Source organism: Streptomyces sp. NPDC001868 (assembly GCF_040297125.1).
GTDB lineage: Bacteria > Actinomycetota > Actinomycetes > Streptomycetales > Streptomycetaceae > Streptomyces.
Genome location: NZ_JBEOYO010000097.1, coordinates 1 through 15,905, shown reverse-complemented (window position 1 = coordinate 15,905; position 15,905 = coordinate 1). Strand labels below are relative to the sequence as shown.

Here is a 15,905-nt window from a genome sequence, read left to right as displayed (position 1 = left end):
AACTGCTTCTGTCAGTAGCGTGAAAATTTGGCCAGTGTGATCGACCCCCCAGAACAAAGGCCCCTTCCCGCCCCTCGGACGCCGTGGACCGTTGGGGCCCGCTGGCGCGGGCCGGGCTGGCTACGGGGGGCGGGGGTCGCTCATTCGTGTGGGTTCTAGTGTAGCGGGTGCATCAGGTTGATGCACCATGTACCGTTGGCAGAAACACGGGACATCTCCGGTATGGGATTGGAGGGGAACCGATGGATCAGTTACTGGCATTGGTGGCCGCTGTGATCGGCGGATCGCTTGTCCTTCTCGGAGATGCTATACGACGCAGAGTCGAGAAGCGTGCGCAAGAGGTTTTGCGGCTTGTGGAGGCAGCTGCTCAACTGTCCGCTATGTACAACCGCTTGTGTGGTCAGCTCCTCGATGCCGTCGCAGGCGATGTCTCGATGACTCAAGTTCCGTCTCCTGACCCGCTCCGATACGAACTGACCACGCGATTCTTTATGACACCGGGCAGCGAGCAGCTCAGCGCTCAGGCCTCACGCCTCATCACGTCCTACATGCAGCTGAGGAGTTCGTACGGGCAGCATGAGGCTTGGGAGGCGGCCCGTAGCGAGCACGCTGCAGCCGTACGCGCCTTTGAAGCCGCAGTTCGTTCCGTCTTGCACCGTGGCCATATCTGATTTTTTCTATGCCTTTGAAAGGGGCCTGGAGTGCCTGTGATTCAGCTCAAGGAACATCAGGTAGACCAGAAGTCTGCTTTCCGAAAGTGGGTGGGATTTCCTGCAAGGTCATCTGTGCCCCCGCAGGGTGCCCGGGGCACGATCGTGTCAGCGACGGGGTCGGGCAAGACGATCACGGCCGCCGCGTGCGCGCTGGAGTCGTTCGCGGACGGCCGGATCCTCGTGACCGTGCCCACCCTGGACCTGCTCGCGCAGACCGCCCAGGCGTGGCGCCTGGTCGGTCACCGGGCCCCGATGGTGGCGGTGTGCTCGCTGGAGAACGACCCGGTGCTGAAGGAGCTGGGCGTACGGACCACCACCAACCCGATCCAGCTTGCCCTGTGGGCTGGGTCCGGGCCGGTGGTCGTGTTCGCCACGTATGCCTCTCTGGTGGACCGCGAGGACATCGACGCACCCGAGGGTCAGCGGAAGGTTCGCGGGCCGCTGGAGGCTGCCCTGGCGGGTGGAGAGCGGCTGTACGGGCAGCAGATGGCGGGCTTCGACCTCGCGATCGTGGATGAGGCGCACGGAACCGCTGGTGATCTTGGTCGGCCGTGGGCGGTGATCCACGACAACACCCGCATCCCGGCGGACTTCCGGCTCTACCTCACTGCGACCCCGCGCATCCTCGCTGCAGCCCGCCCGCAGAAGGGCGCGGAGGGCCAGGAGGCGGAGATCGCAACCATGGCCGATGACCCGGAGGGCACCTACGGCGCGTGGCTCGCGGAGCTCGGGCTCTCGGAGGCGATCGAGCGGGAGATCCTCGCGGGGTTCGAGATCGACGTCCTGGAGATCCGTGACCCCTCCCCCGTCGTCGGGGAGTCGGAGGAGGCGCGGCGCGGCCGGCGTCTGGCTCTGTTGCAGACCGCGCTCCTGGAACACGCGGCGAAGTGGAACCTCAAGACCGTCATGACGTTCCACCAGAAGGTGGAAGAGGCCGCCGCGTTCGCGGAGAAGCTCCCGGCGACGGCTGCCGAGCTGTACGTCAACGACGCCTCCGATGAGGACCTGGCCGCTGCCGACAGGCTGCCGAAGTCCTCCATCGACGCGGAGTTCTACGAACTCGAGGCCGGCCGCCACGTACCCCCGGACCGGGTGTGGTCGGCGTGGCTGTGCGGCGACCACCTCGTGTCCGAACGCCGGGAGGTGCTGCGCCAGTTCGCCAACGGCATCGACGCAGCCGGGCACCGGGTGCACCGCGCCTTCCTCGCCAGCGTTCGCGTACTCGGGGAAGGCGTCGACATCACCGGCGAACGGGGAGTCGAGGCCGTGTGCTTCGCCGACACCCGCGGCTCCCAGGTGGAGATCGTGCAGAACATCGGCCGCGCGCTCCGGCTCAACAAGGACGGCAGCACGAAGGTCGCCAGGATCATCGTGCCAGTGTTCCTGGAGCCCGGCGAGGACCCGACCGACATGGTCGCCTCCGCGAGCTTCAAGCCGCTCGTAGCCGTGCTCCAGGGCCTGCGTTCGCATGACGAACGTCTGGTCGAACAGCTCGCCTCCCGCGCCCTCACCAGCGGCAAGCGCAAGGTCCACGTCCGGCGTGACGAGGACGGGCGGATCGTCGGGGCCGGCGGGGAAGGCGACGGCGAGGACCAGGAGCAGGACGACACGCGGGCCGCCGCCGAAGCGGCGCTGCTGCACTTCTCCAGCCCGCGCGACGCGGCGACCATCGCCGCTTTCCTGCGCACCCGGGTCTACCGGCCGGAGTCCCTCGTGTGGCTGGAGGGCTACCAGGCCCTGCTGCGCTGGCGGGCGGAGAACGAAATCACCGGCGTCTACGCCGTGCCGTACGACGTCGAGGTCGAGGTCGGGGCGACGAAGGCGTTTCCGCTTGGGCGGTGGGTGCACCAGCAGCGCAAGGCGCTGCGGGCCGGGGAGCTGGAGGACCGGCGCAAGGTCCTCCTGGACGCGTCGGAGGCCGGGATGGTCTGGGAGCCAGGTGAGGAGGCGTGGGAGAACAAGCTCGCCGCGCTCCGCTCATACCGGCGGGCCACCGGGCACCTCGCTCCGCGTCAGGACGCGGTGTGGGGCGAGGCCGAGGCGATGGTGCCCATCGGGCAGCACATGGCCAACCTCCGGCGCAAGGGTGCGAAGAACGGCCTGGGCAAGGACCCGGAGCGAGCCGCCGTGCGCGCAGCGCAGCTCACCGAGATCGACCCCGACTGGGACTGCCCGTGGCCGCTGGACTGGCAGCGGCACTACCGCGTCCTCGCCGACCTCGTCGACGCCGACGGCCACCTGCCCGACATCGCACCCGGCGTGCTGATGGACGGTGACGACATCGGCAAGTGGCTCCAGCAGCAGGCCCAGCCGGCCATCTGGGCGCGGCTCCTGCCCGAGCAGCAGGAACGGTTGACCCATCTGGGCATCACGCCCGCTGAGGCGCCGTCTGCCGCCCCGGCTGCCAAGGGTGCGACGAAGGGCCAGGGCAAGGCGCAGCAGGCGTTCCAGCGGGGCCTGACGGCCCTCGCACAGTGGGTCGAGCGGGAAGGCGCGGACCGGCCGGCGCCGCGCGGGCACAGTGAGCAGATCGCGGTCGACGGTGAAACGGAGCCGGTGATCGTCAAGCTGGGCGTATGGGTCTCGAACACCAAATCGAGGAGGGACCGGCTGGACGCTGACCAGCTCGCCTCCCTCGCGAAGCTCGGCATGGACTGGGCCTGACCAAGGGCACGCACGGCTGTCCGTAGTGGGCGGCCGGTGCTCACTGCCTGTCTCGGGGCGGGAAGAATCCCTGGCGTTCCGAACCGTCCACGCTGAATGCGTGGACGGTGGCACGCCCCCTGATGCCCGCTGGCGGTGTCGGGTTCTCGATCACGATGACCTGGCCCGGCGGGTTCTCCAGGAGGTCGCGGTAGAAGTTCTCGGCGACGTCGGCGGTCATCAGCTCGGGACGGTCCTCGTGCGGGTCTTCGGGCCGGCGGTAGGTGAGGACGGGCGTGTCCAGCACGACGAAGCCCGGGTGGATCAGGTCGCGGGCTGTGTTCCGGCGCGCGAGTGATACTGCGAAGGCGGCGTGGAGGATGGAACGCATACCCCTGCCGCGGCTCTTTCGCGGCTGTCCATCAACGGAGAGCTCGGCAGTCGTCGGGTCATAGCGGACGCGATTGTTCCCTGGAACATGCCAAGCTTCCAAGGTCTCATGAATCATGCGCTCGAAGTCGGCGACGTCGGCGGCGGGAATGCCGTCGGGACGGGCAGCCGGCAGAGCAGGAGCCACGGTGGACAGCGATGCCTTGAGGTCTTCGAGCTGCTCGATCTGAGCGTGCAGGGCAAGCTCGCTTTCGACCCGTGAACGGGCGTTCAGCAGTTCGGTGGCGTCCATGTCGACCGGCTGCATCCGTTGATCGAGTGCGCGGAGCTCCGCAGCGTTGTGCGCGAGCTCTTCGTCTCGGGCGGCGCGGGCCGACTCTATGTCCGCTGCCTGCTCTTCCAGATCTTCGATCATGAGGAGCAGGTCGCTGAGCAGGTCGGTTGTTTTTCGGGTCTCCGCAGATACAGACGCTGCCAGCTGGGTGCTCTCGGCGACGTGGTGCTCCAGGTGCTGGTGCTGAGGCTCGGCGCCGCAGAAGACGCAGGTCCCGGTCTGGAAATAGCCCAGGAGGGTTCCGGCCTCACCGACCATCTGGAGCCGGGCCAAGTCCGACTCGTACTGCTCCTTCAGCAGAGCGAATCGCGCAAGCAGTTGCTGGACCTCGTCGCCCCGCTGCTGGGCCGCGAGGTCAATCTCTTCCAGGCCCCGGCGGTCACGCAGAAGGCTTGTGCGGACTTCAGCAAGTTCGACGGCGGCGGCGGTTACCTCGCCGAGGGCCGCCTGCAGGCGGCCGAGCCGCTCCCGCAGTTGCGACTGGTTCGCCTCCATCGTGAGCTTCCCGCGGTTCTCATCGATCAGGTGGTCGATGACCGCGATCTTCCCCTTGCCGAACTGCTTCTCCAGATTGCTGGGCGCCGCAGGGCGCTCCGGCTCCTCCTCTCCGCTGAGGAGGAGTTTGAAGACCGACTTCTCCCTGGTCTCGTTCAGCGGATTCCGAGTGCCGAGTACTGGAGAGTGCTGGTCTGCCATACGGGTGTCATTGACGACGGCCAGGCGCGCGAGGTCCCGAAAATTTAGCGGCAGCACGTTGCCACGGCCGCTCTGGAGGATCCGCCGGCCGTCGATCCCCAGCACGGTCAGCAGGTAGCGGGAGATGTTCTTCTTCGACTTTGCGTTGTGCTTCGACTTGAGGGTCTCGTCCGCTGGCTCCGATGGCACCTCCCGAAGATCGTGGTTGAACACCTCGATGGTGTCGCCGCCGATGGCCCGGGACAGGGTGAGGCTGCGACCGTCGCTCACGCGCAGGCCCAGAAGGATGCGGGTGTAGCCGTCGTCCTCCGGAATCGACTTGAGGTCGCTGGCGCCCAGCATGTAGTCCACGGCCTCTTCGACGTAGGACTTACCCGTGTCGGAGGCTCCGTAGATGACCGTCAGGCCGGGACTGAATTCGACCGCCGCTGGGGGCTTTTCCATGCCAAGGAAGGTCAGGTGCACGAGCGTCAGCCTGATCACAGGACGTCCTCTCCCAGGTCGCCGGGACTCACGTGGATACGGCCAGACCAGCGCTGGGTGATCTGCTTCATGCCTTCGCGGACGTCCGTTCCTTCATGCATGTAGGTACTGGTGAGCCAGTCGGCCCGTTCGATGAGCTGGCCGACGTAGGGGGCCTCCAGGGCGCTGAGGAAGCTCGCTGCCTCGTCTGTTGCCCCGTACATGAAGCCGTCGTCGGTGGTCGTCATGTCGGCGAGGCCAGCACGCAGCAGGACCATGAGACCCTGCTCGATGAGGTGGCGGCGCAGGCCGAGCTCGCCGGGGCCGGCGGGGAGGTCGGGGTGGAGGCTGACGGGGCCGTGGTCGAGGTCGCCGCTGTGGAGCATGGCGTGGTCCAGGTAGACGAGCTGGGCGACGTCTAGTCGACGGGGGAAGGTCTCTGACAGGAGGACCAGAGCGCGCATCCCGGCCTCCACGGGGCTGTTGAGGGGGGTCACAGGGCCTCCTCTTGGCACCAGGTCAGCCGGTCGTCGTTGGCCAGACGATGGCACATGCCCTTGAGGTCGATGACCTTCACCACGGGGGCGAGGATGTTCGCCGGGTTCGGTGTGTGGGCGACAGCCGCGTCCAGTACGGCTTCCAGCCGTGCGTAGCCGCTGGCATGGTCGCGGTCTTCGATCTCGATCACGGCGTCGTACAGGTCGGTTTCGATCGCGGTGTAGGTCGCTTCCGGGACGCTCTCCTGGGCGAAACGCCAGAGTGACTCGGCGTGGAAGAAGGCGGCACGCTGTCGGAAGAGATGGCCGCTGACTTTCGCATGGTCGCGGGCCTGTTGCAGCGTCTCCAAGGCGAGGCCGTGCTTCGCGTTGTAGGCGTCCAGCAGCTTGCGGACGTAGACGGCTTCGTGTGGTGCCTGGTCAGGTGGGGCCGGATCGGCGGCAGGGCGCTGCTTAAGCGGTTGTGGGAAGCGCCTAACGTGGTGGGGGGTCGCAGCGTGCAGTTCGAGAATCTCTTCGAGGTTCCGGGCTTCGAACATCGAGAAGTCCGTCGCCTGCGCCAGCGCGCCCACGGCTGTACGCATCTCCGGGGTGAGCTTGGGCTTGGTCCCGAGCTTGGAGTCCTTGTCGTCCCACGCCGCGAAGAACTCGTCCTTCAGCTGGGGCGGGTTGAGCAGGAGTCGTTCGAGTCCCGTGCCAATCTTTGGTGCGACGAAGACATAGCGCGTGGGCAGCTCGTACGTGCCGAGGATCTTCGCGACGAAGATCTTCACCATCTCTGGGAAGGCGTCTGATTGTCCGAGCGGCTTGAGGTAGTGCTTGCACTGGTAGCAGTGCCACTCGCCTGCGGTGCCTTGCTCGGAGAGACAGGCTGCGACGTCCGCTCCGCGGTCGCCGGCCCCACCCATCCGCTGAACTCGGACGTAGGGACGGCCAGACCACGTACCGAACTGGTGGACCCACTCGACGGTGAAGTCCTCCCAGTCGTCAGCGTCGTAGATGTATTGCAGGTACACCTGAGGCGTGGGCAAGGGAGCGCTCTGGGTCGGCGGCGCAAGCACGACGACCTCTGGCGATTTGAGCTCCGGAAAGCCCTCGAATACCGGCCGGGCTCCATCCCTCCCCGGCTCAAGCCTCCCTGCCACAGCCCACCCCCGGCCCCTACTGCTACGCAAGATCACTCACGGTAGTGATATCACCTCGCATGGCCCGTCAGGAAGGCGCCTGGGGAGCCTTACCCCTTGGGGCTGCTGTAGTCGATCACCCTGCGGCCGCGGCCGGGCCGCGCCGAACCCGGCAGCCACGTCCAGGCGCAGGGCCGGATACAGGTAGACCCCGCCGCGGTGTCGACGGACATGTGAGCGCTGATCTCCGCGACGAGGCTGGCTGGACGAGGGTGGTGTCGAGGACGTCGCACGCGCCCAGCCCGACCGTTGGTCGGCGTTTGTGCAAGTCAGGGGTGCAACACGCTTCGGATGTTGCAGCGGCACCCAAGGGAGGGAACTCGCCGCCCTCCTCCACCAGGGCGAGCACATCACCCACGCCGAACGGCACCTGACGGGCATCGTGGAAGACCTCATCGCCGAAGGCGCGCAAGCAGGCGACCTGCGGGCCGATGTCCCGCCCGCCGAGCTCGCGCACTACTGCCTCCACGCCCTGACCGCCGCCGCCGGCCTGACCTCCCAAACCGCCGTAACCCGCCTCGTCGACGTCACCCTGGACGGACTGCGCCCCATTCCCTGACTCATGTGAGCGTGACCCCGGGCATTGGCGCAATCAGCCGCGATCAGACTTCCTTCGGGTGAGGCGGCGCTGCGTGTCCTGGGAGCGCGACTGCATCTGGTGATCCTCAAGTATGTCGGTCGGTGACATCGAGAGGACTGGGGTCTGTTCATGGGTCCGGACATGCGCACTGGTGAAGGGGCGGATACGGCCGGCTCGCGAAGCCGCACGCTGACGACCGCCGGTGGGCTCATGGTCGGGGGCTTCCTTCTCAATGTCATTTTGACCGCAGCGCTTCATCCCTCCGGGGAAGAAGACGACCACCCTGCGATCTTCACCGAGTACGCAGACAGCGGTGCCTGGATCGCCGTTCATCTTGGCCAGTTCGTTGGCGTCCTGGTGACGCTGAGCGGCCTGCTCGTGCTGTACCGCGTCCTGCGCGGTGCCGACGGTCCTTCCCCGCTTGCGCAGATCGCGGCCGCAGGAGCCGTGGCAACCGCCGCGATCTGGGCTGTCCTGCAGGGGCTGGACGGTGTGGGGCTGAAGCAGGCCGTGGACTCATGGGTCAGCGCGTCGGGCCCGGAGAAGACGATCCGCTTTGCCAACGCCGAGACCGTGCGCTGGCTGGAATGGGGATTCCAGAGCTACTTCCGCATCCTGCTCGGGCTGACCCTCGCTCTCTTCGGGACTGCGATCCTCACCAGTCGCCGGGTCGCCGGCTGGCTGGGCTGGACGGCCCTTGTCGCGGGTGTGTGCTCTGTGATCGTCGGAGTCGACGTGGGCTACAGCGGCCTGGCCAGTGGGCTCCAGGACATCCTCGGTATCGCCTTCCTGATTCTCGTCCTGCTCTTCGCCGTCGGAGTACTCATCACCGGAGTACGCGAGCACAATCGGCGCGACGGCTGACCGTCGGCGCAGCAACGGCACAAGAAGCCGACGCCGTGAGACTTGCTGGTGTCTCCATGACCAAGCGGACCGCTGGGCTTCGAAGTACTCGATCTGCCCAGTCCTCGTAGAGGGGAGCCAAGGAGCGCCCCAGAGTCACCGCCGCCGCCAGCGGCTGCCAGACCGCCCTGGACGCCCAACGCCACCTCGCCGCGCTGGGCGACGAACACGCCCTCGCCGCGGTCCCCGTGTAAAGGCAGAAGGTCCGCACCGGGACATCTGGTGGAAGGCATCCACTGTGACGTGGATGCTGCCAGAACCGATGTTGAGCACTCCCGTGCCCGTGCCCGAGCTACGGCCGGGCTGGGCGGCGGAGCCGAAGTGGGACGGATTTCGGGCCCTCGTCTCCATCGACGCGGGCCAGGTGGTGCTGCGCTCGAGGCGCGGCACCGAGATGGGACCGTCGTTTCCGGAGCTCGTGGCCGGGGCCGTGCAGCTGCCGGATGCGACTGCGCTGGACGGTGAGCTGGTCGTCTGGGACGCCGCTGGCCGCCTCGCGTTCGAGCGGCTGCAGAACCGGCTTGCCCGGCGTGGTGCCAGTGCGGCCTGGGCTGCGGAGGAGTGGCCGGCCCACCTCGTCGCGTTCGATCTGCTCAGGCTGTCCGGGACGGACACGACCGGGTGGCCGTACCGGCGGCGCAGGGCCGCGCTGGAGTCCGTGTTCACCGCCCGTCGCCTGTCGGCGCCGTGGGCGCTGTGCCCGTCGACCACCGAGGCCGACGTCGTGCGCGAGTGGCTGACGTGGGCGTCCGTCGGGATGGAGGGAGTGGTCTTCAAGAGGCTCAACGACGCCTACCGCCCATCGGTGAGGAGCTGGCAGAAATACAAGATCCGCGAGACGAGCGAGGCAATCGTCGGCGCGATCACCGGCTCTCTGGCCGCTCCCCGCACGCTGCTGCTCGGCAGGTACGACGGCCAAGGCCGCCTTCAGTACGTCGGCCGCACGACCACCCTCGCCCAGGCGGCAGGTGCCGCAGTCGCCGGCCTGCTCGCTCCGGGGCAGCGCGGTCATCCGTGGACAGGCTGGTCGTTCTCCGCCGGGTGGGGCAGCCAGGAAAAGCTGAACGTCATTCTGGTGGAACCCGAGCTGGTGGTGGAAGTCGGCGTCGACGTCGCCCGCGACGCCTCCGGCCGGTGGCGGCATCCCACGCGCTGGCACCGTGCCCGCCCCGACCTCTCCCCCGCCGACGTCCCCCGCCTGACGTCACCACCGCGCTGATGGCGTCCCGGCGCGGCGGCCCCGGCCGACGCGCAACCGGCTGAGCGCGCCCCGATCCCCGGCCGCGGCCGCGCCGCCCATCCCGCCCTCCCTCATCCTCAAACTCCAGCCAGGGCATGGTCGAAGGGGGTCGCAACGGGGATGTCAGCGGCCCGACCACGCCGTACGCCAGTGTTGACCTGCGCGGACTCCAAGGCGCTGTGGAGGCCGGCGCAACATCTACCGCAACACTCAGCGCAACGGCGCCTCACGAGGTGAAGCCCCAGCCGGGCGGGCGGATCGCAGTGTCGGCCTGCGATCGGTCCCCATCGAGTTCTGCGAGGACGGTTCTAGGTACGGCCACCGGGGGCGTAGTCCTGCAAGAAGGCGGGGGCGACGATGCGCTGCCTCATCATCAGCTCGCGCAGATCCTGCGCGAGGCGCGGGTGAGCACCGGGCCATTCCGGTGCGTGCGCCACGAACTCCCGGCTGTTGAAGACGGTGAAGCGGTTGAAGTCTGCGACACGAAGCCGTGCGGCGTCCTGTGGGTCGCGGGAGATGATCACGCCGAGACGGCTGCCAAGCGGGACGGTCAGGCGTCGAAAATTGTGGAAGCCCGTTCCCACGCCGTGGTCGAAGAAGGCGGGGGGTATCTCGGGCGGTGGTGTTCCCACGACACCTGAGAGGCAGATTGGGTTGTCGCTGACCAGCAGTCCCCCGCCGCGAGGGCGGTAGCAGGACCAGTGCATGTCGCTGGACAGCAACGCGGAAACGAGGTGATTCCACTGATCCTTGTAGTACGCGTCGTCGTCGTTCCTCAGCAGCCAGGGATTGATCACCGCCATGGAGATCAGCCCCATCATGCTGGTCTGGATTTCTTCGTCGGTCAGCCCACGGTCCTCAGCGCCGATCTCTTTGGTCACCAGGTGCCTCAAGAATCGGCTTCGTTGCCATTGCAGGGCCAGCAGCCAGGCAAGGGCATGCCGGGCATGTCCGGGGACGGCACGCTCACGGCTTTGAACCAACTCCCTGACGGCGGTGGCGGCCTCTCCCTCGATGTTGCCCATGGCGGCTTCCATCGAGACGTGATCGGGGTCCTGCCCGGGCCGGTAGATCGAGTGGCCGAGGTTGCGATGGCCTACGTCGCGAACTGACGAGTTGAAGCGCCTCTCGCTCATCACCTGGTGGATGACCAACTTGCCGCGCTGGCCGGCGAAGTGCTGGAGCAGGAACTGCGGGATGAAGTGGTGCTTCTTGGCGTGCTGCGGCATGGGACGACTTTACGAGGCCGCCGCCACCCACCGTTCTAGCCTCTGACAGCCATGCGGCTACGGCTGGGACGTTCGGTGTCCCGGCCGACCGTGGTCGGGGCTGGATGAGGGAGCAGTACGCCGCCTTCTACGGCGACTGGCACGAATTCTTCGGCAGCTACACCTGGTAGAAGCTGCGCGGTGGCCACCGGGCCCTAGGGGACTGCCGCACCGTCATCGAGCGCCTGGAGGAAATGGCCGCCTACCCCCACCCCTTCGACCACACGGAGGAGGCTGCCGCGGTGTGAGCGGGCGCCACTTTAACCGGGCGCTTCACTTGGCCAGTTGGTGAAGAGTTGGCCAGACTCGCTGCGTTGTCACTGGTCATCCATCAAGGCATCTTTCCAGGAGAGGCGCATATGCCAACGATCGAGACTCTGCTTCACCGGCGCACCGACTTGTCCGCCTTCGTGGTCCATTTCACTCGTGCCACCGCAGGCAATACCGCCAGCGACAACTTGATGGCGATCTTGGAAGATCGCACGATCGAGGCTCGCAACGTCTTCGGCATGGCAGGCGACCTTGCCAAGAAGCACGAGGCCATCGCAGACACCCAGCGCACCGTCTGCTTCACCGAGACGCCTCTCGAACATGCCTGGATGATGTGCGAGAAGATCCCCAACCGCACCATGAGCTTCAGCGGTTACGGCCTGGCGTTCACCCGCACTTTCGCGCGACGCAAAGGGGCCAATCCCGTGTGGTACCTCGACATCACACCCGGTCACGACTGGCTGACGGTCCCGATCAACAACATGGTCGACGATGCCCGAATAATCGCCCGCGACCCGTCCGAGGGAGGAGCGGACGAGGCAGCGAAGGCGGACATCCTGCGTTTGACCCCCTTCATCGAGCAGATGGGCAAGCCTCTGGGGACCCGTAAGGAGTTCTGGTGGGAGCGGGAGTGGCGCCACGTCGGCGACTTTCACTTCACCTTCGCAGACCTGGTAGTGGTCTTCGCTCCGGAGGAAGAGCACGACGAGTTCGAAGAACACCTGGGGGAGCTGAAGAAGAGGGGCCGGCTCCCCAACCTGGTCGACGCGAGTTGGGGTCTGGAGCGGATGATTGCCGCGCTCGCCAGAGTCTCCGAGCCCGGCCCGTTCCCGCAGTAGCGCGTGTCTGGCTGGCTATCTCGCGCTCACTGGCCACCGCCGCGAACGTGACGGCCTTCGTGGTGCGGCGGTTCGTCGACCGAGGTTTGCTGGTCGACCTGAGCGCGAACCCGGACGGGACGCTGCACCACCCCGGCCAGGTCGCGGAGGTCTGTCGGCGTGTGGACCTGGCGGAACTGGTCGCCGCCGACACCCCACTCGGACCGGAGCACGCCGCCGCCCGACTTCTGGTACGCCGGGCCGACTTCGACCACATGGTGCGGCTCGGATGGACCCGGGCTCACCGCAGTCGATCGAGGTTCGCTTCGGCACGAGCCGGGCCGGGGCCGTCGACGTCGCGCTCTACACCACGGCGTCCGTCGACGCGGTGGTCGCCGCGCACCCGGAGGTCGACTGGGAGCAGCCGCGAACGGTCGGGAAAGGCCGGCGGTCCCCGCTCGCCTCCTTGCAGCCGCTCCGGCCTGACCGGCTCCGGCCCGACCGTTGGCGCCTCTTCCCTTCGGCTGTCGCGTGGGAAGAGGTGTCGTCGTCTTTGGGTGGCTTGCCCACTGGGGCTGACCTGCCGGAATGGACGGTGTCCGGTTGGGGGGCTCCCACCTCCGGCCCCACCTTCGGTCCCCCGCTGGAGGCAACCCTCCAGCCAACGGTTCAGCCTCCTGTCGGTGCAACCCCCTGTCCGGCCGCCCCAGGCAGGGGAAGTGTCGGGGCGGGCCAGGCGGGGTTCCATCGCCAGGCCGACCATGGGGCGGTGTCAGCGAACGGGCCGGAGCGTTCCTCGAGCATCGCGAGGGTCTGGTCGCGGGCAGCGGCGACCGCCTGGTGCTCAGTGTCGGTGACGATGCCGAGCCGCCGGACGTGCGCGTACTCGTCTTCGTCCTTCCACCGCCAGCGGGTCAGGTCGGGGTCGATGACCAGGTCCACGGTGAGGTCGAAGGTGTCGAACCCATCGCCGGTCCGAGCGGTGGGGCGCTCGAAGTTCACGTACCAGTTCCGCAGCCCGTCGGCGGTGTAGAAGGCGTTGACGCTAAACCATGCCGCCGGCGGCTTCCACAGCAGCAGCTCGGTCTCCTGCCACACCGCGGCCGCCAGCTCCCACGCACCACAGGCCATCGCGTCGAACGCCTCGGTGCGCACCGCACGGTCGCCCTCGTCACGGGCCTTGAGGTACAGGGCGGGCCAGCGGGTCTCGCCTCCCGGCGGACAGGCCGCCACCAACGCCTCGCCCGTGTCGGCGACGACGCGCAGTGCGTGTTCGCTCCACACGCGGCCGGGGCGGTGCACATCACGCCGTACGACCGTCTGTCCCGTCTCGAAGCTGCACACCCATCCTCCTTCGCCGCGGCCGGACTGGTCGGGCCGCGGGGTCCAGCCCAGCGCCGACAAGACGTCCTGGGCAAGCCCCCGTCCGGGGGAGGCTTACCCAAGAACCCTTTTCGGCTTGCCCGGTCGGGTCCTGGTTATCCACAGGCCCAAACACGGTCGGCGGTTCCTTCGTACGCTGCTGCCCGAGTCGATCACACGGGGGTGTGCGGGATGCGGTACGGCGTGGTGGTGGAGGAGCTCGCGGTGGAGGTCATGGCGCAGCTGCCGGGCGACCGGGCCCGGCGGGAGGTGATGGCGCTCGTGGAGGTCGCGCGGATGGATCCGCGGGCCTGGCCCGATGTCCGTGACCCGGGCTCCGTGGAGGAAATCCGGGAGGCGTTGGGGCGGCGGTGCTGGATCCAGTACATGCCGCACGCCGGTGCGATCGAGGTCCGTGACATCGGGTGGGCGGGCTGAGCTCAGGGCTGGCCCAGCACCACCGCGAGCGCGCCGTACGGGAATTACGCGACGTCGGGGCCAGCTGACACCTACCGCTTCCACAGCGGGCGGGCGAGCCCGGTCCCGCCGCAGTGGCAGCAGCGGCCCGAACGGGCAGTTCCCGGCGTGCCGATGGTGTCGGCGGCGTCCAGCAGGAGTCGGGTGAGGCCGGTCAGGTGGTCCTTGTGCAGGGCGAGATCGTGGCGCCTGCCCACCATGATGTCCAGGGCCACGTCGGGGCCGAGGGTCCGGGCGTCCCAGCTGATGCCGCGCGTGGCGGTGGAGATCATGTCGTGCAGGTCGCTGGTGGTCTGCGTCCCGGTCAGCTGTATCCGCGACGCGAGGACGACGTCCGGTGCCTGGACGAAGGACAGGACACCCGTCGGCAGGGCGAACGGCTTGAGGCCGACGACAGGGTCACTGTGCGTACTGCGCAGCCGGGCCAGCGCGTTCCACATGTAGGTGCCTGGGCCGTACGGCCAGGCAGCCGCGGCCGCGATGTCCTCGTGCTTGTCCCGCCTGTTGCGCCTGATGCTCACGGGTCTCCTCAGCTGGTAATTGCGTCGACGTCTCCTTGGTACGCCGTGGCCGGGGCACAGTGCGTGCCTGGATCCCGGTCGTCCCGCGCGGTGGCACGGTGACTGCGGTGCCCGTTCCGCCCGCCGGGCCGGACGGCGGACAGCCCCCTTCGCAGCGAGGGCGTGCCCGGCGTCGCGTGCGGCGTCAGCGGCCAGCGGGCTCGGGGTATCGCTGACGGCGCCGGTCCGGGTCGTCGACGCCGATCTCGTACCAGGGCTCGCCGCGCTGCAGCCGGGGCAGGGTGTTCACCCACACCGCGATGGCGATGCCCTTCACGTCTGCGGTGAGCGCCTGGCGGCGGTTGTCGAGCAGATGCTCCTCCTTGCCCGCCAGGACGACGTGCAGCCGCGGGAAGCGTTCGGAGCGGGTGTAGCGGTGGCGCTGCCAGAACGGGAACGTGCGGCCGATGGTGCCGCAGGCTCCCTCCCAGACGCGGTGCCCGGCGTAGCGCTCGTAGTCCCAGACTTCCTTGGCGAGGCGGGCCTGGGACATGGTGCCGTTGTCGAGCTCGAAGAGGCGGACCTCGCTGGTCGCGGTGGGCTGGGCGAGGACTGCGTCGGTGTTGAAACTCAGGCCGATCTCCTTGATGGCGTGGTTCACCTCCACTTGCCAGTCGGTCAGGCAGCGCCGGTTGCCGTAGGCGAGGATCGTGTCGGTCACCGCGACACCGTGCGGGCCGAACCCGGCGCGAACGGCCTTCGCTCCGGTGCCGGCCTTCGGGCGGGACGGCAGCTCGTTGCCGTCGGCCAGAGCCTTCTGCCCCGCCGGAGTCAGGTTCCAGATCGGGTGCTTGCCGTCCTTGCCGTTCGTCTCCGCCAGTCCGGGCTCCGCCAGTTTCGACATCGCCCTGCGCACGTACGACCGGCCGTCCTTGTCCTCTGCCGTGATCACCTGAGCCATCTGCTGCACCGTGGCTATCCGCACGCACCCCAGCATCCGCAACGCGTCAGCCCGAACCTTCACGGCCGTGGGAGTGGACTTCCCCTTCGCTGACTCTTCAGGGGAAGGGAGAGAGGTGTCGGCGTGCCGGTGGAGCCCCTGGCGGGCGGTGTGAGCTGCGGTGATGGGAACGATATTGGAATCGTTCGCGGCACTGGACGCGGCACTGCTTTCCGGGCCGCGTCCAGTGCGCTCAGCACCCCTTGTCGAGGTGGGGCGCGGCTCCGGTTCGGGCTGCCGGGCGCTGCTGGTGTACGTCACGGTGGAGCTCCTCATCAGGTGCGCGGCTCTCCCGACAGAGATCCGCTGTCACCTCATAAAGGTCCGGATGATCATGCTCGTGTGACATTCCATCGGACGCCTTTACCCAGCCGTGATCATCAGACGGGCGCGGTTGACCCGTCGCAGCGAAAGCTGAGCGATTCTCACCGATTCCTAATGCCGTTCGTCAAGCCGCGGCGCACGCTTGAGGTAGCGGGCAGGAGGTGTCGGAGGTGCGCGGTACAGTCCGTTCATCCGACTGGGGAGGGCTCATGGCGACCAAGTGGAGCTTGACGATCGACTGCGC

The 15,905-nt window shown here is 67.8% G+C and carries 13 protein-coding genes and 1 pseudogene; 7 read left to right on the top strand and 7 right to left on the bottom strand.

The genetic code is table 11. The features are described 5' to 3' along the window. Positions 1 to 707: 707 nt before the first annotated feature. Positions 708 to 3,377, top strand: a complete 2,670-nt coding sequence (locus tag ABT147_RS45910; protein WP_351418226.1) for a DEAD/DEAH box helicase — start codon at positions 708 to 710, stop codon at positions 3,375 to 3,377. Between the two features lie 40 nt (positions 3,378 to 3,417). Here the strand turns inward: ABT147_RS45910 and ABT147_RS45905 are convergent, their stop codons facing one another. The 3 genes from ABT147_RS45905 to ABT147_RS45895 are packed head-to-tail and all read right to left on the bottom strand — an operon-like array spanning position 3,418 to position 6,766. Beyond that, entirely contained in the window at positions 3,418 to 5,259 is a 1,842-nt protein-coding gene (locus ABT147_RS45905) for a coiled-coil domain-containing protein (protein ID WP_351418223.1), read from the bottom strand. Further along, entirely contained in the window at positions 5,256 to 5,735 is a 480-nt protein-coding gene (locus ABT147_RS45900; protein ID WP_351418221.1) for an ABC-three component system middle component 2, read from the bottom strand. Before ABT147_RS45900 ends, ABT147_RS45905 begins: the two co-directional genes overlap by 4 nt. Further along, a complete protein-coding gene (locus tag ABT147_RS45895; protein ID WP_351418219.1) occupies positions 5,732 to 6,766 on the bottom strand; it encodes an ABC-three component system protein in 1,035 nt (344 codons plus the stop codon). The genes ABT147_RS45900 and ABT147_RS45895 overlap by 4 nt, the downstream gene beginning before the upstream one ends. Before the next feature lie 415 nt (positions 6,767 to 7,181). On the opposite strand from ABT147_RS45895, the gene ABT147_RS45890 reads away from it, so the two are divergent. The 3 genes from ABT147_RS45890 (at position 7,182) to ABT147_RS45880 (ending at position 9,621) form a co-directional block, all read left to right on the top strand. Continuing rightward, complete coding sequence (locus tag ABT147_RS45890; RefSeq protein ID WP_351418217.1) at positions 7,182 to 7,478, top strand: SbtR family transcriptional regulator; 297 nt, start codon at positions 7,182 to 7,184, stop codon at positions 7,476 to 7,478. A gap of 162 nt (positions 7,479 to 7,640) precedes the next feature. Beyond that, positions 7,641 to 8,363 (top strand): hypothetical protein, encoded by a 723-nt coding sequence (locus ABT147_RS45885; RefSeq protein ID WP_351418215.1) that lies wholly within the window; start codon positions 7,641 to 7,643, stop codon positions 8,361 to 8,363. Positions 8,364 to 8,664: 301 nt separating this feature from the next. Beyond that, complete coding sequence (locus tag ABT147_RS45880; protein ID WP_351418213.1) at positions 8,665 to 9,621, top strand: ATP-dependent DNA ligase; 957 nt, start codon at positions 8,665 to 8,667, stop codon at positions 9,619 to 9,621. Between the two features lie 329 nt (positions 9,622 to 9,950). Here ABT147_RS45880 and ABT147_RS45875 read toward each other — a convergent pair whose 3' ends face one another. Then, a complete protein-coding gene (locus ABT147_RS45875) occupies positions 9,951 to 10,871 on the bottom strand; it encodes a DUF4238 domain-containing protein (RefSeq protein ID WP_351418212.1) in 921 nt (306 codons plus the stop codon). A gap of 398 nt (positions 10,872 to 11,269) precedes the next feature. Between ABT147_RS45875 and ABT147_RS45870 the strand changes: the two genes are divergently transcribed. Beyond that, entirely contained in the window at positions 11,270 to 12,019 is a 750-nt protein-coding gene (locus ABT147_RS45870; RefSeq protein WP_351418210.1) for an abortive infection system antitoxin AbiGi family protein, read from the top strand. Positions 12,020 to 12,060: 41 nt separating this feature from the next. Beyond that, a pseudogene (locus ABT147_RS45865) lies at positions 12,061 to 12,473 on the top strand (hypothetical protein); the annotation flags it as partial. 194 nt (positions 12,474 to 12,667) lie between these two features. On the opposite strand, the gene ABT147_RS45860 reads toward ABT147_RS45865, so the two are convergent. Then, a complete protein-coding gene (locus ABT147_RS45860; RefSeq protein WP_351418208.1) occupies positions 12,668 to 13,342 on the bottom strand; it encodes a ribonuclease FAU-1 family protein in 675 nt (224 codons plus the stop codon). A 210-nt stretch (positions 13,343 to 13,552) separates the two neighbouring features. Between ABT147_RS45860 and ABT147_RS45855 the strand changes: the two genes are divergently transcribed. Continuing rightward, entirely contained in the window at positions 13,553 to 13,798 is a 246-nt protein-coding gene (locus ABT147_RS45855) for a hypothetical protein (protein WP_351418206.1), read from the top strand. A gap of 71 nt (positions 13,799 to 13,869) precedes the next feature. Here ABT147_RS45855 and ABT147_RS45850 read toward each other — a convergent pair whose 3' ends face one another. Together ABT147_RS45850 and ABT147_RS45845 are read right to left on the bottom strand one after the other, a co-directional pair. Continuing rightward, positions 13,870 to 14,358: a hypothetical protein gene (locus ABT147_RS45850; protein WP_351418204.1), complete on the bottom strand. Its 489-nt coding sequence runs from the start codon at positions 14,356 to 14,358 to the stop codon at positions 13,870 to 13,872. 184 nt (positions 14,359 to 14,542) lie between these two features. Continuing rightward, positions 14,543 to 15,334 (bottom strand): replication-relaxation family protein, encoded by a 792-nt coding sequence (locus tag ABT147_RS45845; protein ID WP_351418225.1) that lies wholly within the window; start codon positions 15,332 to 15,334, stop codon positions 14,543 to 14,545. Between the last annotated feature and the right edge of the window lie 571 nt (positions 15,335 to 15,905).

Bases quoted from the DNA above. Each gene is read 5' to 3' on its own strand.
- ABT147_RS45875 (WP_351418212.1), bottom strand. From the start codon at position 10,871: ATGCCGCAGCACGCCAAGAAGCACCACTTCATCCCGCAGTTCCTGCTC.
- ABT147_RS45880 (WP_351418213.1), top strand. From the start codon at position 8,665: ATGTTGAGCACTCCCGTGCCCGTGCCCGAGCTACGGCCGGGCTGGGCG.
- ABT147_RS45845 (WP_351418225.1), bottom strand. From the start codon at position 15,334: ATGCTGGGGTGCGTGCGGATAGCCACGGTGCAGCAGATGGCTCAGGTG.
- ABT147_RS45855 (WP_351418206.1), top strand. From the start codon at position 13,553: ATGCGGTACGGCGTGGTGGTGGAGGAGCTCGCGGTGGAGGTCATGGCG.
- ABT147_RS45870 (WP_351418210.1), top strand. From the start codon at position 11,270: ATGCCAACGATCGAGACTCTGCTTCACCGGCGCACCGACTTGTCCGCC.
- ABT147_RS45885 (WP_351418215.1), top strand. From the start codon at position 7,641: ATGCGCACTGGTGAAGGGGCGGATACGGCCGGCTCGCGAAGCCGCACG.